General features: G+C 35.7%; 14 protein-coding genes. 3 read left to right on the top strand and 11 right to left on the bottom strand.

Annotated elements, in window-relative coordinates; all coding sequences use genetic code 11:
- Window positions 1–20 precede the first annotated feature (20 nt).
- From HPE63_RS04045 to HPE63_RS04035, 3 genes are all read left to right on the top strand, one after another.
- On the top strand, window positions 21–797 hold the full coding sequence (locus HPE63_RS04045) for a polysaccharide biosynthesis/export family protein (RefSeq protein WP_188312932.1): 777 nt from the start codon (window positions 21–23) through the stop codon (window positions 795–797).
- A 25-nt stretch (window positions 798–822) separates the two neighbouring features.
- A complete protein-coding gene (locus HPE63_RS04040; RefSeq protein WP_188312931.1) occupies window positions 823–3,213 on the top strand; it encodes a GumC family protein in 2,391 nt (796 codons plus the stop codon).
- 893 nt (window positions 3,214–4,106) lie between these two features.
- Window positions 4,107–5,810, top strand: coding sequence for an Ig-like domain-containing protein (locus HPE63_RS04035; RefSeq protein ID WP_188312930.1), 1,704 nt, complete (start codon window positions 4,107–4,109; stop codon window positions 5,808–5,810).
- A 180-nt stretch (window positions 5,811–5,990) separates the two neighbouring features.
- On the opposite strand, the gene HPE63_RS04030 is transcribed toward HPE63_RS04035, so the two are convergent.
- The 11 genes from HPE63_RS04030 to rfbA all read right to left on the bottom strand — a co-directional run bounded on the left by HPE63_RS04030 (window position 5,991) and on the right by rfbA (window position 17,450).
- The gene (locus tag HPE63_RS04030; RefSeq protein ID WP_188312929.1) at window positions 5,991–6,164 is read right to left on the bottom strand and encodes a hypothetical protein; all 174 of its coding nucleotides are present in this window, start codon (window positions 6,162–6,164) and stop codon (window positions 5,991–5,993) included.
- 9 nt (window positions 6,165–6,173) lie between these two features.
- Complete coding sequence (locus HPE63_RS04025; protein ID WP_223198039.1) at window positions 6,174–6,785, bottom strand: acetyltransferase; 612 nt, start codon at window positions 6,783–6,785, stop codon at window positions 6,174–6,176.
- On the bottom strand, window positions 6,782–7,393 hold the full coding sequence (locus tag HPE63_RS04020; RefSeq protein ID WP_188312928.1) for a sugar transferase: 612 nt from the start codon (window positions 7,391–7,393) through the stop codon (window positions 6,782–6,784). The genes HPE63_RS04025 and HPE63_RS04020 overlap by 4 nt, the downstream gene beginning before the upstream one ends.
- A gap of 285 nt (window positions 7,394–7,678) precedes the next feature.
- On the bottom strand, window positions 7,679–8,830 hold the full coding sequence (locus HPE63_RS04015) for a glycosyltransferase family protein (protein ID WP_188312927.1): 1,152 nt from the start codon (window positions 8,828–8,830) through the stop codon (window positions 7,679–7,681).
- On the bottom strand, window positions 8,799–10,034 hold the full coding sequence (locus HPE63_RS04010) for a hypothetical protein (RefSeq protein WP_188312926.1): 1,236 nt from the start codon (window positions 10,032–10,034) through the stop codon (window positions 8,799–8,801). Before HPE63_RS04010 ends, HPE63_RS04015 begins: the two co-directional genes overlap by 32 nt.
- A gap of 243 nt (window positions 10,035–10,277) precedes the next feature.
- The gene (locus tag HPE63_RS04005; RefSeq protein WP_188312925.1) at window positions 10,278–11,384 is read right to left on the bottom strand and encodes a TDP-N-acetylfucosamine:lipid II N-acetylfucosaminyltransferase; all 1,107 of its coding nucleotides are present in this window, start codon (window positions 11,382–11,384) and stop codon (window positions 10,278–10,280) included.
- A gap of 55 nt (window positions 11,385–11,439) precedes the next feature.
- Window positions 11,440–13,152, bottom strand: coding sequence for an asparagine synthetase B family protein (locus tag HPE63_RS04000; RefSeq protein WP_188312924.1), 1,713 nt, complete (start codon window positions 13,150–13,152; stop codon window positions 11,440–11,442).
- Between the two features lie 202 nt (window positions 13,153–13,354).
- Complete coding sequence (locus tag HPE63_RS03995; protein ID WP_188312923.1) at window positions 13,355–14,059, bottom strand: WbqC family protein; 705 nt, start codon at window positions 14,057–14,059, stop codon at window positions 13,355–13,357.
- A 3-nt stretch (window positions 14,060–14,062) separates the two neighbouring features.
- Window positions 14,063–15,145 (bottom strand): DegT/DnrJ/EryC1/StrS family aminotransferase, encoded by a 1,083-nt coding sequence (locus HPE63_RS03990; RefSeq protein WP_188312922.1) that lies wholly within the window; start codon window positions 15,143–15,145, stop codon window positions 14,063–14,065.
- Window positions 15,142–16,581 carry a lipopolysaccharide biosynthesis protein gene (locus tag HPE63_RS03985; protein ID WP_188312921.1) on the bottom strand — a complete coding sequence of 480 codons (1,440 nt, stop codon included), beginning with the start codon at window positions 16,579–16,581 and terminating at the stop codon, window positions 15,142–15,144. Before HPE63_RS03985 ends, HPE63_RS03990 begins: the two co-directional genes overlap by 4 nt.
- Complete coding sequence (rfbA, locus tag HPE63_RS03980; RefSeq protein ID WP_188312920.1) at window positions 16,581–17,450, bottom strand: glucose-1-phosphate thymidylyltransferase RfbA; 870 nt, start codon at window positions 17,448–17,450, stop codon at window positions 16,581–16,583. The genes HPE63_RS03985 and rfbA overlap by 1 nt, the downstream gene beginning before the upstream one ends.
- Between the last annotated feature and the right edge of the window lies 1 nt (window position 17,451).

The following is a 17,451-nucleotide window of genomic DNA, read 5'->3' as shown; positions in this document are numbered from 1 at the left end:
TGCACTATAAAACGATCATTATGTTTGAAAAAATTGCGATTTACATGCGTCCTATAGTTTTCTTGATGGGCGTTATATTCATTACCTCCTGCGCTTCGCGTAAAGAGGTGGTCTATTTCCAGGATACCGGGAATTTTGAAACCCAAGTCAACACGAATACCTTTATTTCAAAATTCAAGGTTGATGATCTAATAGGAATTCATGTCTCTTCCTTAAATCCTGAGGCAAGTATGCCCTTCAACTTATTTGTAGGAGGTGCGGAAATGCGTGGGCAACCAGAACAATTGGATTACTTAGTAGATCAGGCGGGCGAAATTGATTTTCCAGTTATCGGTAAAATAAAGGTTGAGGGGCTATCTCCAGAGGAACTGCGAATACTTCTAAGAGATCGATTATCTGAATATTTAAAAGACCCCATAATAAATATAAGACTCAGGAACTTTACGGTTACTGTGTTGGGAGAGGTCGGAAGGCCAGGTACTTACCCCGTTAATGGGGAGCAAATCACGATTTTGGAGGCTTTGGGATTTGCCGGGGATTTGACAATTAGGAGTGTTCGGAATAATGTTTTGGTTATAAGGGATTTTAATGGTACCAAAGTATATAATCGTATCGATTTAACTTCGAAGAATATGGCCATGTCCCCCGTATATTATCTTACCCAGAACGATGTGGTGTATGTAGAACCCAATAATTCAGCTATAAGGTCATCAACTATCAACCAAAACACTAGTGTTGCAATATCGATTGCCTCCTTATTAATTACATCATCCATACTTCTAATTACTAGATTATAAAATCTGATGTTTACTTTACTTTAAAATGAATAAGGAACCTACAAATCTTCCGCAGGAAAACCCTGATTATAGAGAACTTCTGAAACCTTATCTGAGAAGTTGGAAATGGTTTGTTGTATCGGGACTAATTGCTTTGCTTTTTGGGTATATGTATATCCGTTATGCTATCCCTCAATATGCTGTAGAAGCACAAATCCAAATATTGGAGAATACAGAGGGATCCTCCCAAATCAGTGTTTTTGAAGACTTGGGTATTTTAGGGGCAGGCGGTATACAAATTGAGGACGAAATTGAGATATTGAAATCTAGATCCAACCTAATTGCCTTGGTTAAGAAATTAGGACTTAATATAAATATAAATGCCTTAGGTAATATTAAAAGTTCGGCTATTTATCGGGACCCAGGCCCTCCATTTAATATCAATTTTCTTGCCCCGGATTCCCTTGTCCATAATTCGAGAGCAAGTTTCTTTATTACCTTGTCATCGGATACATCTTTTGAGTATTCTGAGAACGATAATGGGCCTACAACCATGTACGCCTATGGAAAAACAATTGCTTCACCTGTTGGGGATATAATTGTAACTCCCAATAATTTGAACCCACCTAAATCAGGAACAAATAAATATTCTGTGTCCGTTAACCCATTGTCTTCAGTGGCAGCATACTATCAGAATGCCTTGGATATCACGGTCGACAATTTTAGATCTAAGATTCTAACAATTACTTTAAATGATGCTATTGTTCCAAGGGCACAAGACGTTATAAATACATTGATAGCAATCTATAATCAAAATGACATTGATGATAAAAAGGCGCTGGCCGATAGAACATCGGAGTTTATTAATGATAGAATAACAAAAATTTCATCCAACTTAACGAGTGCGGATGAGTCCGCTGTAGAATTTAAATCGAACCGGGGTTTGACGGACATTGCAACCCAAACCAATCTGAATCTTAATCTTGGGGCTCAAAATCAACAACAATTACAGGATGCAGCCATACAATTGGATATTGCCTCTTCGATGAAGGATATCATTGATAATGATGATGGATTCGAGTTGCTTCCTTCGAATATTGGATTAGCAGACCAGTCAATAGCCACTACAACCCAAAGATACAATGAACTGGCTTTGGAACGTAAGCGATTGTTGGAGAGTTCCAATGACAAAAATCCGATTATCGTAAACTTAGACCAGCAACTCGCCGGACTTAAACGCAGTATGCGTACAAGTTTAAATGGGATGACCAATAATTTGGGGCTTCAAGTCAATGATTTGAGTAGTCGTCTATCAAAAATTAACTCTAGAATATACTCGGCTCCAAAAAATGAACAAGCCTTAAGGGATATATCGAGACAGCAAGAAACCACAGAGTCTTTGTATTTGTATTTGTTGCAAAAACGGGAAGAAGCACAAATAGCCTTTGCCTCTTCGGCGGCAAAGTCCAACGTTGTGGATGGTGCCTATGCAGTCAGTGACTTTCCGATTTCCCCAAAAAAGAAAGTTGTGTTATTGGTTTCTTTACTTCTCGGGTTATTAGTGCCATTTTCTATTATATATGTCAATTCTTTAATGGATAATAAAGTGCATAATAAGGTTGGTCTGGAAAAATTGACCGGGGATATTCCAGTATTGGCCGAGCTTCCAAAAATTTCCAAAAAGGAAAATAAGCTCGTTAAACTAGGTGAGCGAACTGTATTGGCAGAATCCCTGCGTATTCTTCGGACCAATTTGGACTACGTGATCAAATCCAAAAAGAAGAAAGCGCATAGAGGGAATATCATCTATGTAACTTCAAGTGTTTCGGGCGAAGGTAAAACTTTGGTAGCCTCAAACTTAGCTATGATTTTTGCCAATACCGATAAAAAAGTATTGTTAATCGGAGCTGATATTAGAAACCCTAAAATATACCAGTTTTATTCCGGAAAAAATGTGGACAAACTAGGCAAGGCTACTAGGAATAAAGGGGATAATGGGCTTACCGAATATTTAGTGGATCAAACTTTGGAGAGTAAGGATATCATCGCGACCCTACTGGCCCATGAACAAACCGTTGACGTTATCTATTCTGGAAAAATACCCCCAAACCCTGCAGAATTATTGATGAACGGGCGAATGAAAGAATTGTTGGACGATGTGGTCGATCAGTATGATTATATCATAGTGGATACAGCTCCATTGATGGTAGTTACCGACACCCTTTTAATAAGTGAATTTGCCCATCAGATCTTATATGTGACCCGGGCAGAAGTGACCGAGTTAAAAGTATTGGAATATCCGCTTAAGCTACATAAAGAAGGTAAACTCAATGGATTGTCTTTTGTTGTCAATGGAGTAGAAGATTCCAAATTGGGATATGGGGGGAAATATGGGTACGGTTATGGAAAAACCGTGAAAAAGTGGTGGAAATTTTAAACGAATTCCATTTGCAAAAATTTGTAACCGGGTTCATCGGTTTATTGACAAACCTTTCGAATGCCTAAACATAGTATTTAGTATTGTAGTTTTATTTCTCAATATTTTCTAAATTCATTTCCTAAACCATATTTTGGTTATAGTTTGTCATACGAAATTCCATATCGCGCTCCTTTGGAAGTTTGGTTCTTCCAGAGCGGTTTTTCTGGCAGTCAATAAAACCTATAACATCTGGTTGGTCATCTGAGATCAAGTTATTAGGAACAACGGACACCATTCCAAAATACTATATTTTTATTTTCAGAATTTGTTCATGACATTAAAGGGAGGACAACATTTGACAATAAAGAAGACAGAGCTTCCATGCGATTTTTTTAGCATTTATCTTCTTTCCACTTCTTCAACTCTGTAAATACCTTTAAAAATCCAATTGGGTATTAGAGGCTTTCCCAACCAATTTATTGTCCATACATTTTTTAGTAGGTAGTTTAGAGTAGTGTAGTTAACAATTAGTAGGTTTTGTCAAATTGGTCTATTTCTTCTTTATGACCTTCAAACGGATTAAACATAAAAGGAGAAAAATATAGGAGTCGATAATTCGGTTACTTCAAATCAAAAATGGTATCCGATGAATAAAGCAAGTAAATATATCCATAAAGGTAAGTTTGTATTTAATGCATGATTTACGAAGATAATGTTAAAAAAACAAGCCGTTCATCGAGAATAGTAGTTTTGAACATCCAAGGGAATGAATTCACGCGTATAAGTACTAATATTAAAAAAATGCAGTTCATCGAAAATATGATGTATTTCATCGTTATCAATTAATTTTTAAATAATTTTGTTGAACCCAAATATAAATTATCATCTTATTCTTGACTTAATTTTTCCCCATGAATTTAAACTCCCTACCCCCACTAAAATTGCTATTGCTTTGTTTTGTAGTTATTTTTCAATTTTCTTGTTCCAAGGATTCCGATTTGTTAACGGATTATGTGATTTCAGATACTTCAGTATCAAAGGGTATTGCGAATCTTGTTGTAGATGATACCTACCAAGTATCATTAAGTGGCAGTATAATCCTCGATGTTTTGGCTAATGATACCTTTGAAAATGGAGCAGAGGTTGTAATTTCGGAAACTTCTACACCAGCTAATGGTACCGTGGCTATTAATAGTGATGAAACGTTAACCTATACGCCCAATGCCGAAATAATCGAACAGGTTTCGGATGCTGCAAATACTGCAGCAGGTGAAGTTGTAGATACATTTACCTATACCGCCGAGGTGGTAAATGGGGATGGTGCAGCTTCTTCGGAAGAAGCTAGTGTTGTGATTACAGCAGGGGACAATGCCGCCAGACAGGAAGGGGTATATCTAAGCACTTACGGGGCTGTAGGGGATGGAGTAACGGACGATACCGCTTCTATACAGAACGCTTTAGACAATGAGACTAATATAACTTCAGAACCAAATAAAACATATTTAATAAGTGGAACACTTGATATTGACAGAAACATGGCGCAAACCATCGATTTCAATGGTTCTACCATCACTAGGAAAGCGCATGTACATTGGATGCTTAATATAGATAAAAGGAATTACAGCAATACGCTGACTACAATAACAAATCTAAATTTAGATGGGAATGATAAAGGAGGTAGCGTAGTGGATATTAAATCAAGGGTGAATTTTAAGAATATAGATATTTACGATGTTATATACGACAATGCTAATGGTATCCGTCTTATGGTATATGATGTTCCCGGTGTATATGGACAATCAATTTTTGATAATGTTAATATATTTAAGCTAAGGAGTTATAATAGCGATGGTTCATCAGGCAATAATCCCGGAATGGTACATGGTTTTTTAGTAAGTGCCCAAGACACACCAACTCAAGATACCCAAATAGTGTATAAAAATTCTAGTTTATATGAATTATGGGGAGAAGATGCAGGCGGGATAACACTTAACTCCCCGGGAAGGGACACAAGCAATAGCCCTCTCTCCTTTTGGTTTGAGAATGTGAATATAAGTGATGCTCAAAGGAGAACAGTTAAATGTTTTATCGGCAATACCACTTGGGTTAATTGTGTTTTTACTGCCGCTGCCAATGACAATCCTAATTTAGTATCCGAATCTGAAGGTGGACTTGGTCCTGCTGGACTGTTTGTTATTTCATCTGGTAGTTCTGCAACAGGGGCCACCAATAATGTGGTTTGCGGTTGTACATTCCAAGGTCATCCTGACGCTCCTTTTGCTTCTTGGTACACTGAAGTTCTTGTTGTGGGGCAATTTGGCCCGGCAGGAGCAGACTTTAGGAATTGTTCTTTTACAGGAGGACACGTTGGTTTTTCACAGAATGGATTTACTGCATATACCGCTGGTATTGGTACTATACAAAATATAAGTTTTGCTAATTGTACTTTCGGTGCAACTAATAAAGTAAAGGTAGTTCGTGAGCCAACAGATTATTTTCAAATGTCCACAGATAATACTTATGTCGGTGGAAAAACTTCTGTAATGGCTCCAACAACATATTCATATATAGAACCAACTATACCTTTTGAAGCTTGTCCAAGCATTGATGATTAAATTGACACTACGGGTCTTCTATGGGAAGGAAGTGGTGAGCGAAGAATACATTTTGATGCCGGTACGGTAAACTAATACGCAATATTTGAACCCATAACAAACGAAACGGGAGAAACTTACACTATTTGTTTAGATTTCTTGTGGAAGAATAGGGCGTAAGGCTGTTCTATCGAAAGCTATTTAAATATAAAGTATAATATATTTTCTCCCGGCCTCTTCTTTAAGACCATCTTCTAAAAATGTTTTTAAATCCCCTTCAAACCCATTGAAGTGAGGCCCAATGGGCTGCACAATGGTATCAAGACTTTTTGAACATACCCTTGCCTTCTTATCCCATATAGGGAAGAAAGCCATACTTTAATGTTATCCGTGAATTCTTTTACCGTATTTTATTATTTTTCCTGGATTGCCAACGACCACGGCATAATCGGGAATATCCCTTAGGATAACCGCCCCTGCTCCTACAACCGCCCACTTCCCGATTTTTACACAGGGAATTACAACTGCATTGGCCCCTATATGGGTGCCTTCCCCCACGCTCACCCCACCTGCCAAGGCAGCGTTTGGGGAGAGGTGCACAAAGTCTCCCAATTCACAATCATGCTCAATAACAGATGCCGTATTAAGGATACAGTTTTTACCTATTTTTGCCGAATTGTTGACGACCACATTGGGCATCAACACGGTGCCTTCGCCTATGGAGACCGCGCCCCCCACTTGTACGGAAGGATGCACCAAACAGGCTGCTAAAGTGAGTACTTTTTCCTGTGCGATCCTTTTCCTAATAGCATTGTTACCAATGGTAATGACAACGTTGGAAATCTTTACCCCTTTTTGGGGTTGTTGAATGCGAAACCCAGCAACCTCCTTGAGTGCGGCATTATCATCATAAACCTCCGCTATTTCCAAATTTATGGATTTTGCAATATCGAGTACCACTTTGGCATGCCCACTTGCCCCATAAATATTGATCATAAGCTTCCTTTAAATGGGGTGGTCGTTGCTTCCCCGGTTTGGTTTACCCCTTCCCGGGCAAACACCTTCTTAATGGTTAACAAAAGTATCTTCAAATCTAAAGTTAACGATTGGTTTTCTACATACCAAACATCAAAATTAAACTTTTCTTCCCAGCTTATGGCATTCCTGCCATTTACCTGTGCCCAACCGGTAATCCCGGGCCGTACCTCATGACGTCTCGCCTGATGTTTAGTATAAAGGGGTAAATACTCCGGTAGCAAGGGTCTAGGACCTACGATACTCATATCGCCTTTAAGTACATTGAGTAATTGCGGTAGTTCGTCTACTGAAGATTTGCGCACCAATTTTCCTAATCGTGTTAACCGCTCTGAATCGGGCAAGAGCTTTCCTTGGGCATCCCGCTTGTCTGTCATCGTTTTAAACTTAATAATGCTGAAAATCTTTTCGTTTTGTCCTGGACGTAATTGGAAAAAAAATGGAGATCCATCGTTGACAAAATACAACCCGATAGTTACAATAATCAAGATAGGACTTAATAAAGTCATGAGCAAAAATGCTACAACAAAGTCTAATACTACTTTTATGTGGTTTCTATAAGAAATCATAAGCTGTCAATACTTTTAAGATATTAATTTGCAAGCGTTTCGTAATTTAAACTATTAATCGAAAGGAATTCCTAGAGGCTTCGCCTTGGGCCTGCCTGCCGCAGACAGGGTTACCGAATTCACCTCCCTTTGAGATGGTCGGAAGTGCCTATGGCAATCCAGGATAGTCGATTACAAAAATTTTTTTATTCCCATTTTTTCTATATCATTGAAATCTTCAATAGATTTCGCTACTATTTCCACATTGTCCAAATCTATTTGTTTTCCATAATTAGTTGAGTTTAATTAACCAGTTATTGGAACATTGTCAATTAAGCTAGAATACAAATCTATTAGTTTGCTTTTTTCAGTATCCAGAAGCCTTTCTTTTGCGGAATCGCCGATAATTAAATTATTCAATTGGTCGAAAAATTCAATATTAGGATGCTCCAAATAGTCTTCTACAAATCCTCCTGCCTTATTAACATTGATAAAATCATATAATACCGGGTTGTTTTTATTTACAATAATCGGCAGACCCAAAAAATAGGATAAATACAACCTATTGGGTGCGCATAGCCTATTATTGGTATAGGTAGGCAGGTACATCACGATACTAGCAGATCCTTTTTTCCAATATAAGGGCAACACTTCATAATTCACTCTACCTACAAAAAAGAATTTATTATCTGGTAACTCGTTCTCCTCCTTAAATTTGATAAAGTCCGCTTCCGTACCCCCCAATAAAAGGATGACATAAGGCTTGGGTAGGTTTTTGCAAAGGTCAGCGAGTTTCTGCCTTCCTCTTTCAATATGTAAAGGCCCCTGATGTATAATAAATTTAGTCCCCTGTTTTTTCCGTAATTCCAATTCATCCAATTTTGATTCCATCAACGCTGAGGTGACTGTATTTGGATTAACATCATAGTATGGCAAGTTTAAAAAGTAATATTGATTATTAGTCAGTTGTAGTTTTTCTCCTAAATATAGCATGCGCTCCTTATTTGCCATTATTACGGCATCGGATTTTTTGATTAGAATATTTTCTAATGCATTCATGATTTGTTTTAAGTAAGATTCGTTTTCATTGGGTACCTCGTGATCGTCATATATCAAATAAAATTTCTTGGGATTTAGTACTCTGTATAATAGTACAGGGAGTAGTACGGCAGAATCTTGTGCATGGACAATCCTTGGTTTTAATTTATTCAATAATTTAAACGCTTTAAAAGTAAATTCAAGAACCGTAAATATCCTCAAAAAGGTATTATGTCTTAACCTTGTATTAATTTGGTGTAATTTAACCGTATCATCAAAAGAAATGGTCACCTTTTTATCAGGAAAAACAATAAGATCAACTTCCAACTCTGTGTTCCATTCTTTCAAAATCCTTAATTGGTTTAAAATCCTTCCATCCGTATTAATATTAGTCTTTGCTATGAATGCTGCGTTGTTCATGAATTTCAGCTTTGGTGATTAAAAAAATAAATGCGATAAATAAAATTGAGTTCTGCCGCAAAATCACATCAATGTTTAAGGATGCTATTAGGTATAAAATCAGTATCGTTTTAAAGAACGGATTATTGGAAAACGAATATAGTTGCTTTAAAATCAATAAAGTCAACAGTAAAGGTATAATGCCATATCGCAGTAGGATTGTTAGGGCAGATGTATCGGTGACTGACATATTCCGTTCGTCTTCAAAAGACCAGCGTGGGACCCATGTAAATATGGGTGTTTTGTAGGGTAATCCAATCACATGATATCCCGATTCCAATTTTTCTTGTACAGCCTTGTAGATTACCTCTCTGTTATCTTCTATGGCATTCTCTGCAATGGATTGTTTTCCTTCTAGAATTGAAAAGATTCTTTTATCCATTTGACGTCTCATGGTATCATTATAAAAATAGGCCCCAAAAAAAATCAGCAAAACCAAAATGCCATAGGATATGATTTTTAGAAACTTTTTTAAGTTAAACCTGACCCGCAGTAAAAAAATGGCCTCCAGAAACAATAAGGCCAATAAGGTTCTGTTAAAACTGAGAATAATCGCAAATATACTGAGTATGGCAGTGATTTTAACCAACTTGCCCCGACTATACCAATGGTCATTATCTTGGATCAAGAGATACATACCTATCAAACCGAATGTAAAGTTCGCATTCTTAACCCTACCTCTTGTTGCACTCAATATATCCGTACCACTTTCCACATCATGGTAGATGGGTAGATCAATAACCAAAGATAGGATGGATATTATTGTGGAAGCACTTACGGCAAGCAATATGGCTTTCCAAACAGTAGTTATATCGGCCCGTATCCCTTGAGCAATGAGGATTAAGGAGGAAAACATGGGCAATCCAATCCGTATGGTTTTAAAGGCGTCTCCAAACGATTGGCCGTAAACAAGATTTTTAACCACAACTTCGGTAAAAACAACGACTAAAATCAATAAAACAATGTTTCTTTTTAATGGAGTGTTATTGATTTTTACATTATTTGGGGAATAACAGAATAGATTGATAATGGGTAAAAAAACAAAGGCGAACTCATTTAAACTTAATTGTACCCCAGGCAATGGCAAAAAGAATGTGCTATTCGTAGGTAAAAAAAAGCCAATAAATAAGATAAGATAAAATATACGATTGAAGAGTAAGTGCATCTAAAAATTAAGTTTTGTTTCAGAAATTAAAGCTGGTTTTTGCATTTTTGTTTGGGTTTGCCGAACCTGCTAAGTTAATGCCTATCAGATTTCGAACTCGAATCATTTGAAAGATCAATATTTTTCATAAATATAGCGGAGATTTCTAAAAGAAAACTTAAAATTCGCCATCCTTGAGTATATCCTACTATTATACTACTAATCACGAAAATTCTTTTTATCAAATATGTTATGATTAGGATATTAATTGTTGAGTAATTGCAATACTTCTAATTGGAAATCGGCTTTGGAATGGTCTTCTTTAAGTTGATTCAAGCACTTTAAATTATGTTCAATTTCATTTTTCGTCAAATGAATCCGCCCGGTTTCCAAATCATTTTTTAAATGCTCTATCTCATAAATATAAAGCCCTTCTTCCTTAAACCACGTATAGGTAGGGTTTTTTTTGTTCAGATACACCTTAACCCCTTTGTGCAAGGCTAAAAATATATTTCCAAGTGCCAACTGCCGGTAACTATTAGTAACGAAGGCAGCGACCGGCCCGTAAAAATCAATAAATTCATGGGGTGGAATAAAGGAATCCAACAGGGTAACCCTTTCCAAATCATCTACCTTTTGCCTTACTCTATGGGTATAGGCATCTTCTGCGCCATAATTGAACAAAAGTCTTATGTTGATTTTCTTATCTAGCTTACATCTTTCCACAATTTCCAAAATATCCAAATGATTGTTATAATATGCCCTGCTATTACCAATAACGATAGTATTTTTTTTGGGATAGTCCAATTCAAAATCAATTGCTTTGGAATAATTCCGATTTTCCAAGGAAAGAGGGATGAACTTTGGCAGATGATCCCAATGCCGTATCAAATAATCGTATTCCTCTTTAAAAACACAGGTAATGGCGTCCGTACGCCTGATGGCCCTATAAAACCATTTTTCTTCCTGAATAATGAATCGAAAAATCGATTTTATCTGACCTTTAAATAATCTGGGTATAACAAAGGACTTGGATTTTGTACTGAGATACAAATGCAATTTCCGTGAATATAGCTCGGTTCCAAAAAACCGCCAGATAATCTTAACTCTTTTATCCACACGATTTATAATTTTGCTTTTATAGAAGTCCAAACTATAAATCACAAGAGCATCCGCGGAGTTGACTATAGTTAAAATTTCGTTTAAGTATTCTAAATGCGGATCAAAAAATTGGGCTTTGTCATGATATTCGGAATTGGATGAATTTTTGGTACCTAAAATCAGTATTTCGTTCACAAAAATTTCACCCATATACCTTTCGGAATCTACTATAAATTTATAATCTGTATGTATATGGATAATTTTTTTCATAGAATATAGTATTCTGCATCTAGCAATATATTTATAGAAACATAAAATTATGCGATTAAAAATTAAGTTTCAATGCAGAAAGAAGGGTTAATACTTGAATCTTTTCAATAGCATTACCTGTGGTGTAAAGATTTTGACAATCGGATTTCAAACCTTGGTTAGTTATCCTTTCAATATTATCCTTAAAGTAATTATCCTGAAAAGTCTTAAGGTCATTATTTGTGTTGTACCAATATTCCAAGGGATTCATATGATTTTTAGTTAACCTAGGAGATGATTTCATACCTAATTTTTGCAGTATAGTAACAGGAAGTTTTTTTAATGGGATTTGTCTACCTTTATAGTTCACTATAAATTGCTTAGCAGTTGGTTTAGCATTAATTTTTGTCCATTTATAGTTAGCAGCTTCTGGGTATTTTGATGAAATCCATTTTAGATAAATACGATGATTCATCCTATTTTTTAACGGTATCGACCTACAATATTCCCAAAAATCCACATTATAAAAAGGTGACATGGTTTCGCTTTTAATTTGTACAATTTTTAACCCTTCATTAGCACCATTAAATCCTCTTTGATAGATCATGGCCAACTCAAGATCCTCAAAAGATTCGAAAGATGTGCTTAAGGAGTTTCTATTCTTCATTGTCGTGGAATATTTTCCTCCCAATGTTTTCAAATCAACTTTGTTTAAACGGCTAATATTACTTCCTATTACAACTTCTCCTAATTGCCCAGTATGTGACATTCCTAACGTATCATAATTCAAATATTTACAAATACTATTGCTATGGGCAAGTCCATAATACAAGGCATTACCTCCCGAGATAGTGCTGATTTCATCAATGTCCTTTAAAAACATACCATTATCTAACGCCTTAAAAATCCATTCATGTTTTAAATCGGCAGCGATTTTTTTTGGAATGGTCTCATCCAAATAATCACTTTGTGAGTATGTTAGATTAATCTGATCCACATAGCCCATTTGATGTGCGACCCAAGAGGTCATTCTAGAATCCAAACCTCCACTTAATGTAACTAAATGCTTGTATGAATATTCCCTATCCTTTTCAAATTGAAGTTGAATAGCTTCCCTAAATTTAATATCCAACTTTTCGATGATTTCATCTTCATCTACATTCCCTTCAAGTTTCGACGGAGGTAGTTTGTAATAATTTATCATTTCAAAGTTGCCATCTTGAATACAGAGATAATTTCCGGGCAATATTTTATGAATATCATCACACAAGGTGTCATCCCCTAACATATAACCATAGCTCAACAAATTATAAGCAGATTCAATATTGAGACTATAGGAAAGATTATTATTATTTAAGAAAGCATATATTTCGCTTATTTTACTTGAAATAAAATAGACTTCCCCCTTTTTATAATAAAAAAGTGATTTTGAACCAATGTGATCCGTAAAAACTAGCCATTTATCCTTCTTTTTGTCATACAAAGCACCACAAAAACTACCCCTAAACTTTTTGAAAAATCCATTCCCTTCTTTCAAATATAATGCAGTAATGGTCTCCTCCCAATTTAAGGATGGCTCTAGTAGGGCTTTTTTATTTAAAATAACACCTTTTAAAACAATTATATAATCATTCGTTTCTAAAAATAAATTATCATTTTCAAATTTATGATTAGAAAAATTTTTAACCTTGAAATCTTTGTAAGCTATATAGTCCTGTTTATGAGCTGTAGTTTCACTTGGCTTATCAATTTTACCCATTGAACCTATTGAAATATTGAATCCATTCATAATTCAAAATTAAAATTTATCGAAAATTTTCCCTTGAAGAAAGTAAAAGTATAATCTTTCAGAAATATTGTAACTATTTAATTGATTAACAACCAATAATATTCTACGTATAACACTGGGTTTACTAATGTTATCATAATAGTCGCTCTAGAACGATTAAAAATTTTCATGGTCTGACAAGATAAAACAATCAAGCTTGCCGCTACACCAATTTATATTGTTCTAAAAGAATTTTAGTTTGTTCCGGGGAGTTGAACATTAAAACATCGATTATCGAGAGATTAGGAACAAAATCATCAGTAAATTGAGTGTAGGGTCTAATCTGTGGTGATAAGAACTCTAAGGTTATCCCATGGCTCTTAAAATGTTCTTTATCATATAATATGTTTCCGCCTATGGGATTAATGTAATGATCACTACCTGATTCTTTTGTGATGTTTATTAATCTAGCGGATCTTTCCTGTCCTTTTGTGTGACTAAAAGACACAGAAGAAAATTTTAAATCTACCTCTATTTCCAAATATTTTGCTACCGATTCTACTGAACGGGCCGCTAATGTAGCTATACTATCGATTCCGGAATGGAATAGCGATTCGATTATCGGAAAAACTTCGGTAAAAAAAGGCGCCTTTTTATAGGCTTGTCTTATCGTAAGTAAAATGTTTTCAGGATAGCCCTTCATATCATCAGCGATTTTGATTTCATTGATCAATCTATTCTGACTAGGTTTATGACAGGGAACCGTAAAATATTGTTCCTGATTATTCAATAATATCTTGTTTCTATTAATAAAACCTCTCTTTATATAATTAACATCATCAGCAAACACAAAATAATCGACTGCATTTACTAATTGGAAATAACCGATATAAGGAAACAGATAAGGTTGCATCACGGCGACTTTCATATCTTAATTATTTTGTGCTCTTAATAATAATCTGCAAATCAAATCCACTTCTTCAACGGTAAGATTAAAATACAAAGGTAAACAAAAGACCCGTTTGGAAATATTGTCGGCCCATTTAAGCGGTTTTGATTCTAAATAGGGTAAGGAACGCGATAAGGATGGATAAAAATAACGCCTACCGAATATCTCGTTCATTTTGAGCAAATCAATGCACTTTAAGAGTAAATCTTCACTTTCAAAAACAATGGGATAGTAGGCATAATTAGGTTTGGAATGCTTATGCCACAATGGTTTAATAGCCTTAAAATTCCTTAGTTTTTGATCATATCGTTCTGTTAATAATTTACGTTGCTCATGTATAGCCTGTACATAATTTAAATTGGCCAAGCCCATGGCAGCATGAAACTCGGAATTCTTACCATTTATTCCCAAATTATAGAATTTCTCAGGGCCGTCATGCCCAAAATTTCGAATATGAGACAGTTCCTTTAATAGCATGGGATCTTTTGTGATAATCAATCCCCCTTCCCCGGAATGGAATAACTTGGTGGCATGCAAACTGCAGGTTGAAATATCACCATATTCAAAAATCGATTTGCCGTTTACATTCACTCCAAAGGCATGGGCAGCATCGTAAATGACCTTAAGTTGATGTTTCTTTGCTATTTTATCAATAGCTTCGACATCACAAGGGTTTCCATAGACATGTGTGGTCAATATAGCGGATGTATGCTCAGTAATCGCCTCTTCAATTTTGGATGGATCAATGTTTAGGCTCTTTTGATCGATATCCACAAAAGTAGGTTTACAATTTTCCCATACAATACTACTGGTAGTAGCTACATATGTAAATGGAGTTGTAATAATTTCACCTTTCAAATCCAATGCTTTAATTGCCATTTGGAGGGCGATGGTTCCATTTGTCACGAACAATAAATGTTCTACGCCCAAATGCTCTTTAAGTTTCATCTCAAGATCGCTCGCCAAAGGCCCCATATTGGTGAGCCATTGACGTTTCCAAATCCCATGTAATAAAATATCATAATCCTCCTTCGGTGGTATAAATGGTAAGGTTACAGGTATCATAATTTTCGATTTTTTATAATTGTTACTAAATCATATAAGGGGCTAGCTTTAAAAAAGGAATGAATCAATAGATAAAAAGTAATTCCTAGCAATGTAGCAATAGTTAATTGTGTGATATTACTAAAGTCCATAAATAAATAAACTGAGTAGTACATCAGTAAAAAAGTAAGACCGGCTAATAGTAAAATTGGCAGCATATCCAAAAATTGCATTTTTGTACTATAGTCTATTAATTTACTGCTGTAATACGTATTGATAGCCAAGCTGATAACAGAAGTAAATACGCCACTCCAGACCAGACCAATAACCCCAAATTGGAATCCTATAATTAGGGCGAGTGTAAGGAATGATTTTTTAAATATTTCCAATTTTAAAAATAAATCGCTTCTTCCGTATACTTTTAACACATTAACATTAAAAGCATGGATTGGGTGTAACATTGCTGCCAAACTTAATATTTGGAAATAAGGAACTGCAGGTACCCATTCAGGACCTAGAATCAATTCAAATAATGGTTCTGCCATGGCAGCCAATCCCAACATTAAAGGTGCAATAATAAAAAAAGCCATACGCAGTAAACGCCTGTAAATCATAGACAATCTTGGTGGGTCATCCTGTAACTGTGCCAACATAGGATATGTTACCTTGCCTAAGATCCCGGTAATAAGTGTTGAAGGATATTCGTTAAACCTTTTCGCCCGTTCATAATGTCCTAGTGTCTGTACCGGGAAAAATTTCCCAATAATAATTTGATAGCTGTTTTTAAAAATCGTATCCAGTAATCCCGATAACATGATTTTGTACCCAAAATTATAATGGTATTTTAACTTTTCTTTTGAAAAATTTAAACTGGGCTTCCATGATCCCGTTATCCAAAGTAATACCGACAATACTATTTGTGAAGTCATATACATAGTTATTATGCTCCAAACACCATAATTATTATAGCCCATGTATAGACCGACACCAACCCCAATAATGATGCTAGGCGCATTTAATAGTGTCATCCTTTTAAAACGCATTTCCTTATTTAAAATCGCCAATTGTACTGCTGAAAAAGCTGAAATAATAAAAATTAAACAATAAACCCGGATTACACTAATAAGCACTTCTTGCTTATAAAACAAGGCAATATAGGGTGCGGAATAAAACATAAGGGCATACACTATTAGACTAATGGTCATATTCATGTAGAATACGGTCGTATAATCATCATCATCCGCATCTTTGGTCCTAATAATTGAAGAAGACATGCCGCTGTCTACTAAAGATGTGCCAATTCCTATAAATACCGCGATCATTCCTATTAGGCCAAAATCAATTGGCCCTAACCAGCGAGCCAACAAGAGCATCGCTATAAAAGAAAGTCCTTTTAAAAATAATGCCTCGGCAAAACTCCATGCAGCACCGTATATTGTTTTATGTTTTAAGGACATTAATCCAGCAAATTTTGAAGATAGGTGTAATATTCTCCTTTTAATTCAAATATTCTCTGTTTTAGTTGTTTTTTATCGATCCAATTATAATTTAAGGCAATCTCTTCCAAACAAGCAATTTTCAACCCTGTTCTTTTTTCTACAGCTTTTACGAACTCAGTGGCTTCCGTTAGGGCCTCATGGGTCCCAGTATCCAGCCAGGCAAAACCTCGACTCAGAATTTCCAGTTTTAATTGTTGCCGATCTAAATATTCTTGATTAATGGAAGTGATTTCCAACTCACCCCTAGCACTAGGCTTAACATTTTTTGCAATCCCGACGACACTGTTGGGATAAAAGTACAATCCAACCACGGCGTACTTTGATTTTGGAATTTTTGGCTTTTCCTCAATACTTAAAACATCATTATTCAGATTGAACTCGACCACACCATAGCGCTCAGGATCAGTCACATAATTCCCATAAATAACCGCCTTTTTTTGTTGCTCTACCGTTTTAATGGCATTCATCAATAACTTTTGCAATCCGGCTCCATAGAAGACATTATCCCCTAAAACCAAAGAAACATCATCATTACCGATAAAATCCTCTCCAATGATGAAAGCCTGTGCCAAACCATCGGGTGATGGTTGTTCGGCATACGATAATTCTATACCAAAGTGTTTACCTGATCCCAATAATTTTTTAAAATTCGGTAAATCTTCAGGTGTTGATATTATCAATATTTCTTTGATCCCTGCAAGCATCAAGACCGATAAGGGATAATAGATCATCGGTTTGTCATAAATAGGCAACAATTGCTTACTCACACTTAGTGTCAATGGGTGCAATCGTGTCCCTGAACCCCCTGCTAAAATTATTCCTTTCATA

The sequence above is a fragment of the Maribacter arenosus genome, from assembly GCF_014610845.1.
Classification (GTDB): domain Bacteria; phylum Bacteroidota; class Bacteroidia; order Flavobacteriales; family Flavobacteriaceae; genus Maribacter_A; species Maribacter_A arenosus.
The sequence above is the reverse complement of the archived record's forward strand: the minus strand, read 5'-3'. Positions and strand labels throughout refer to the sequence as shown.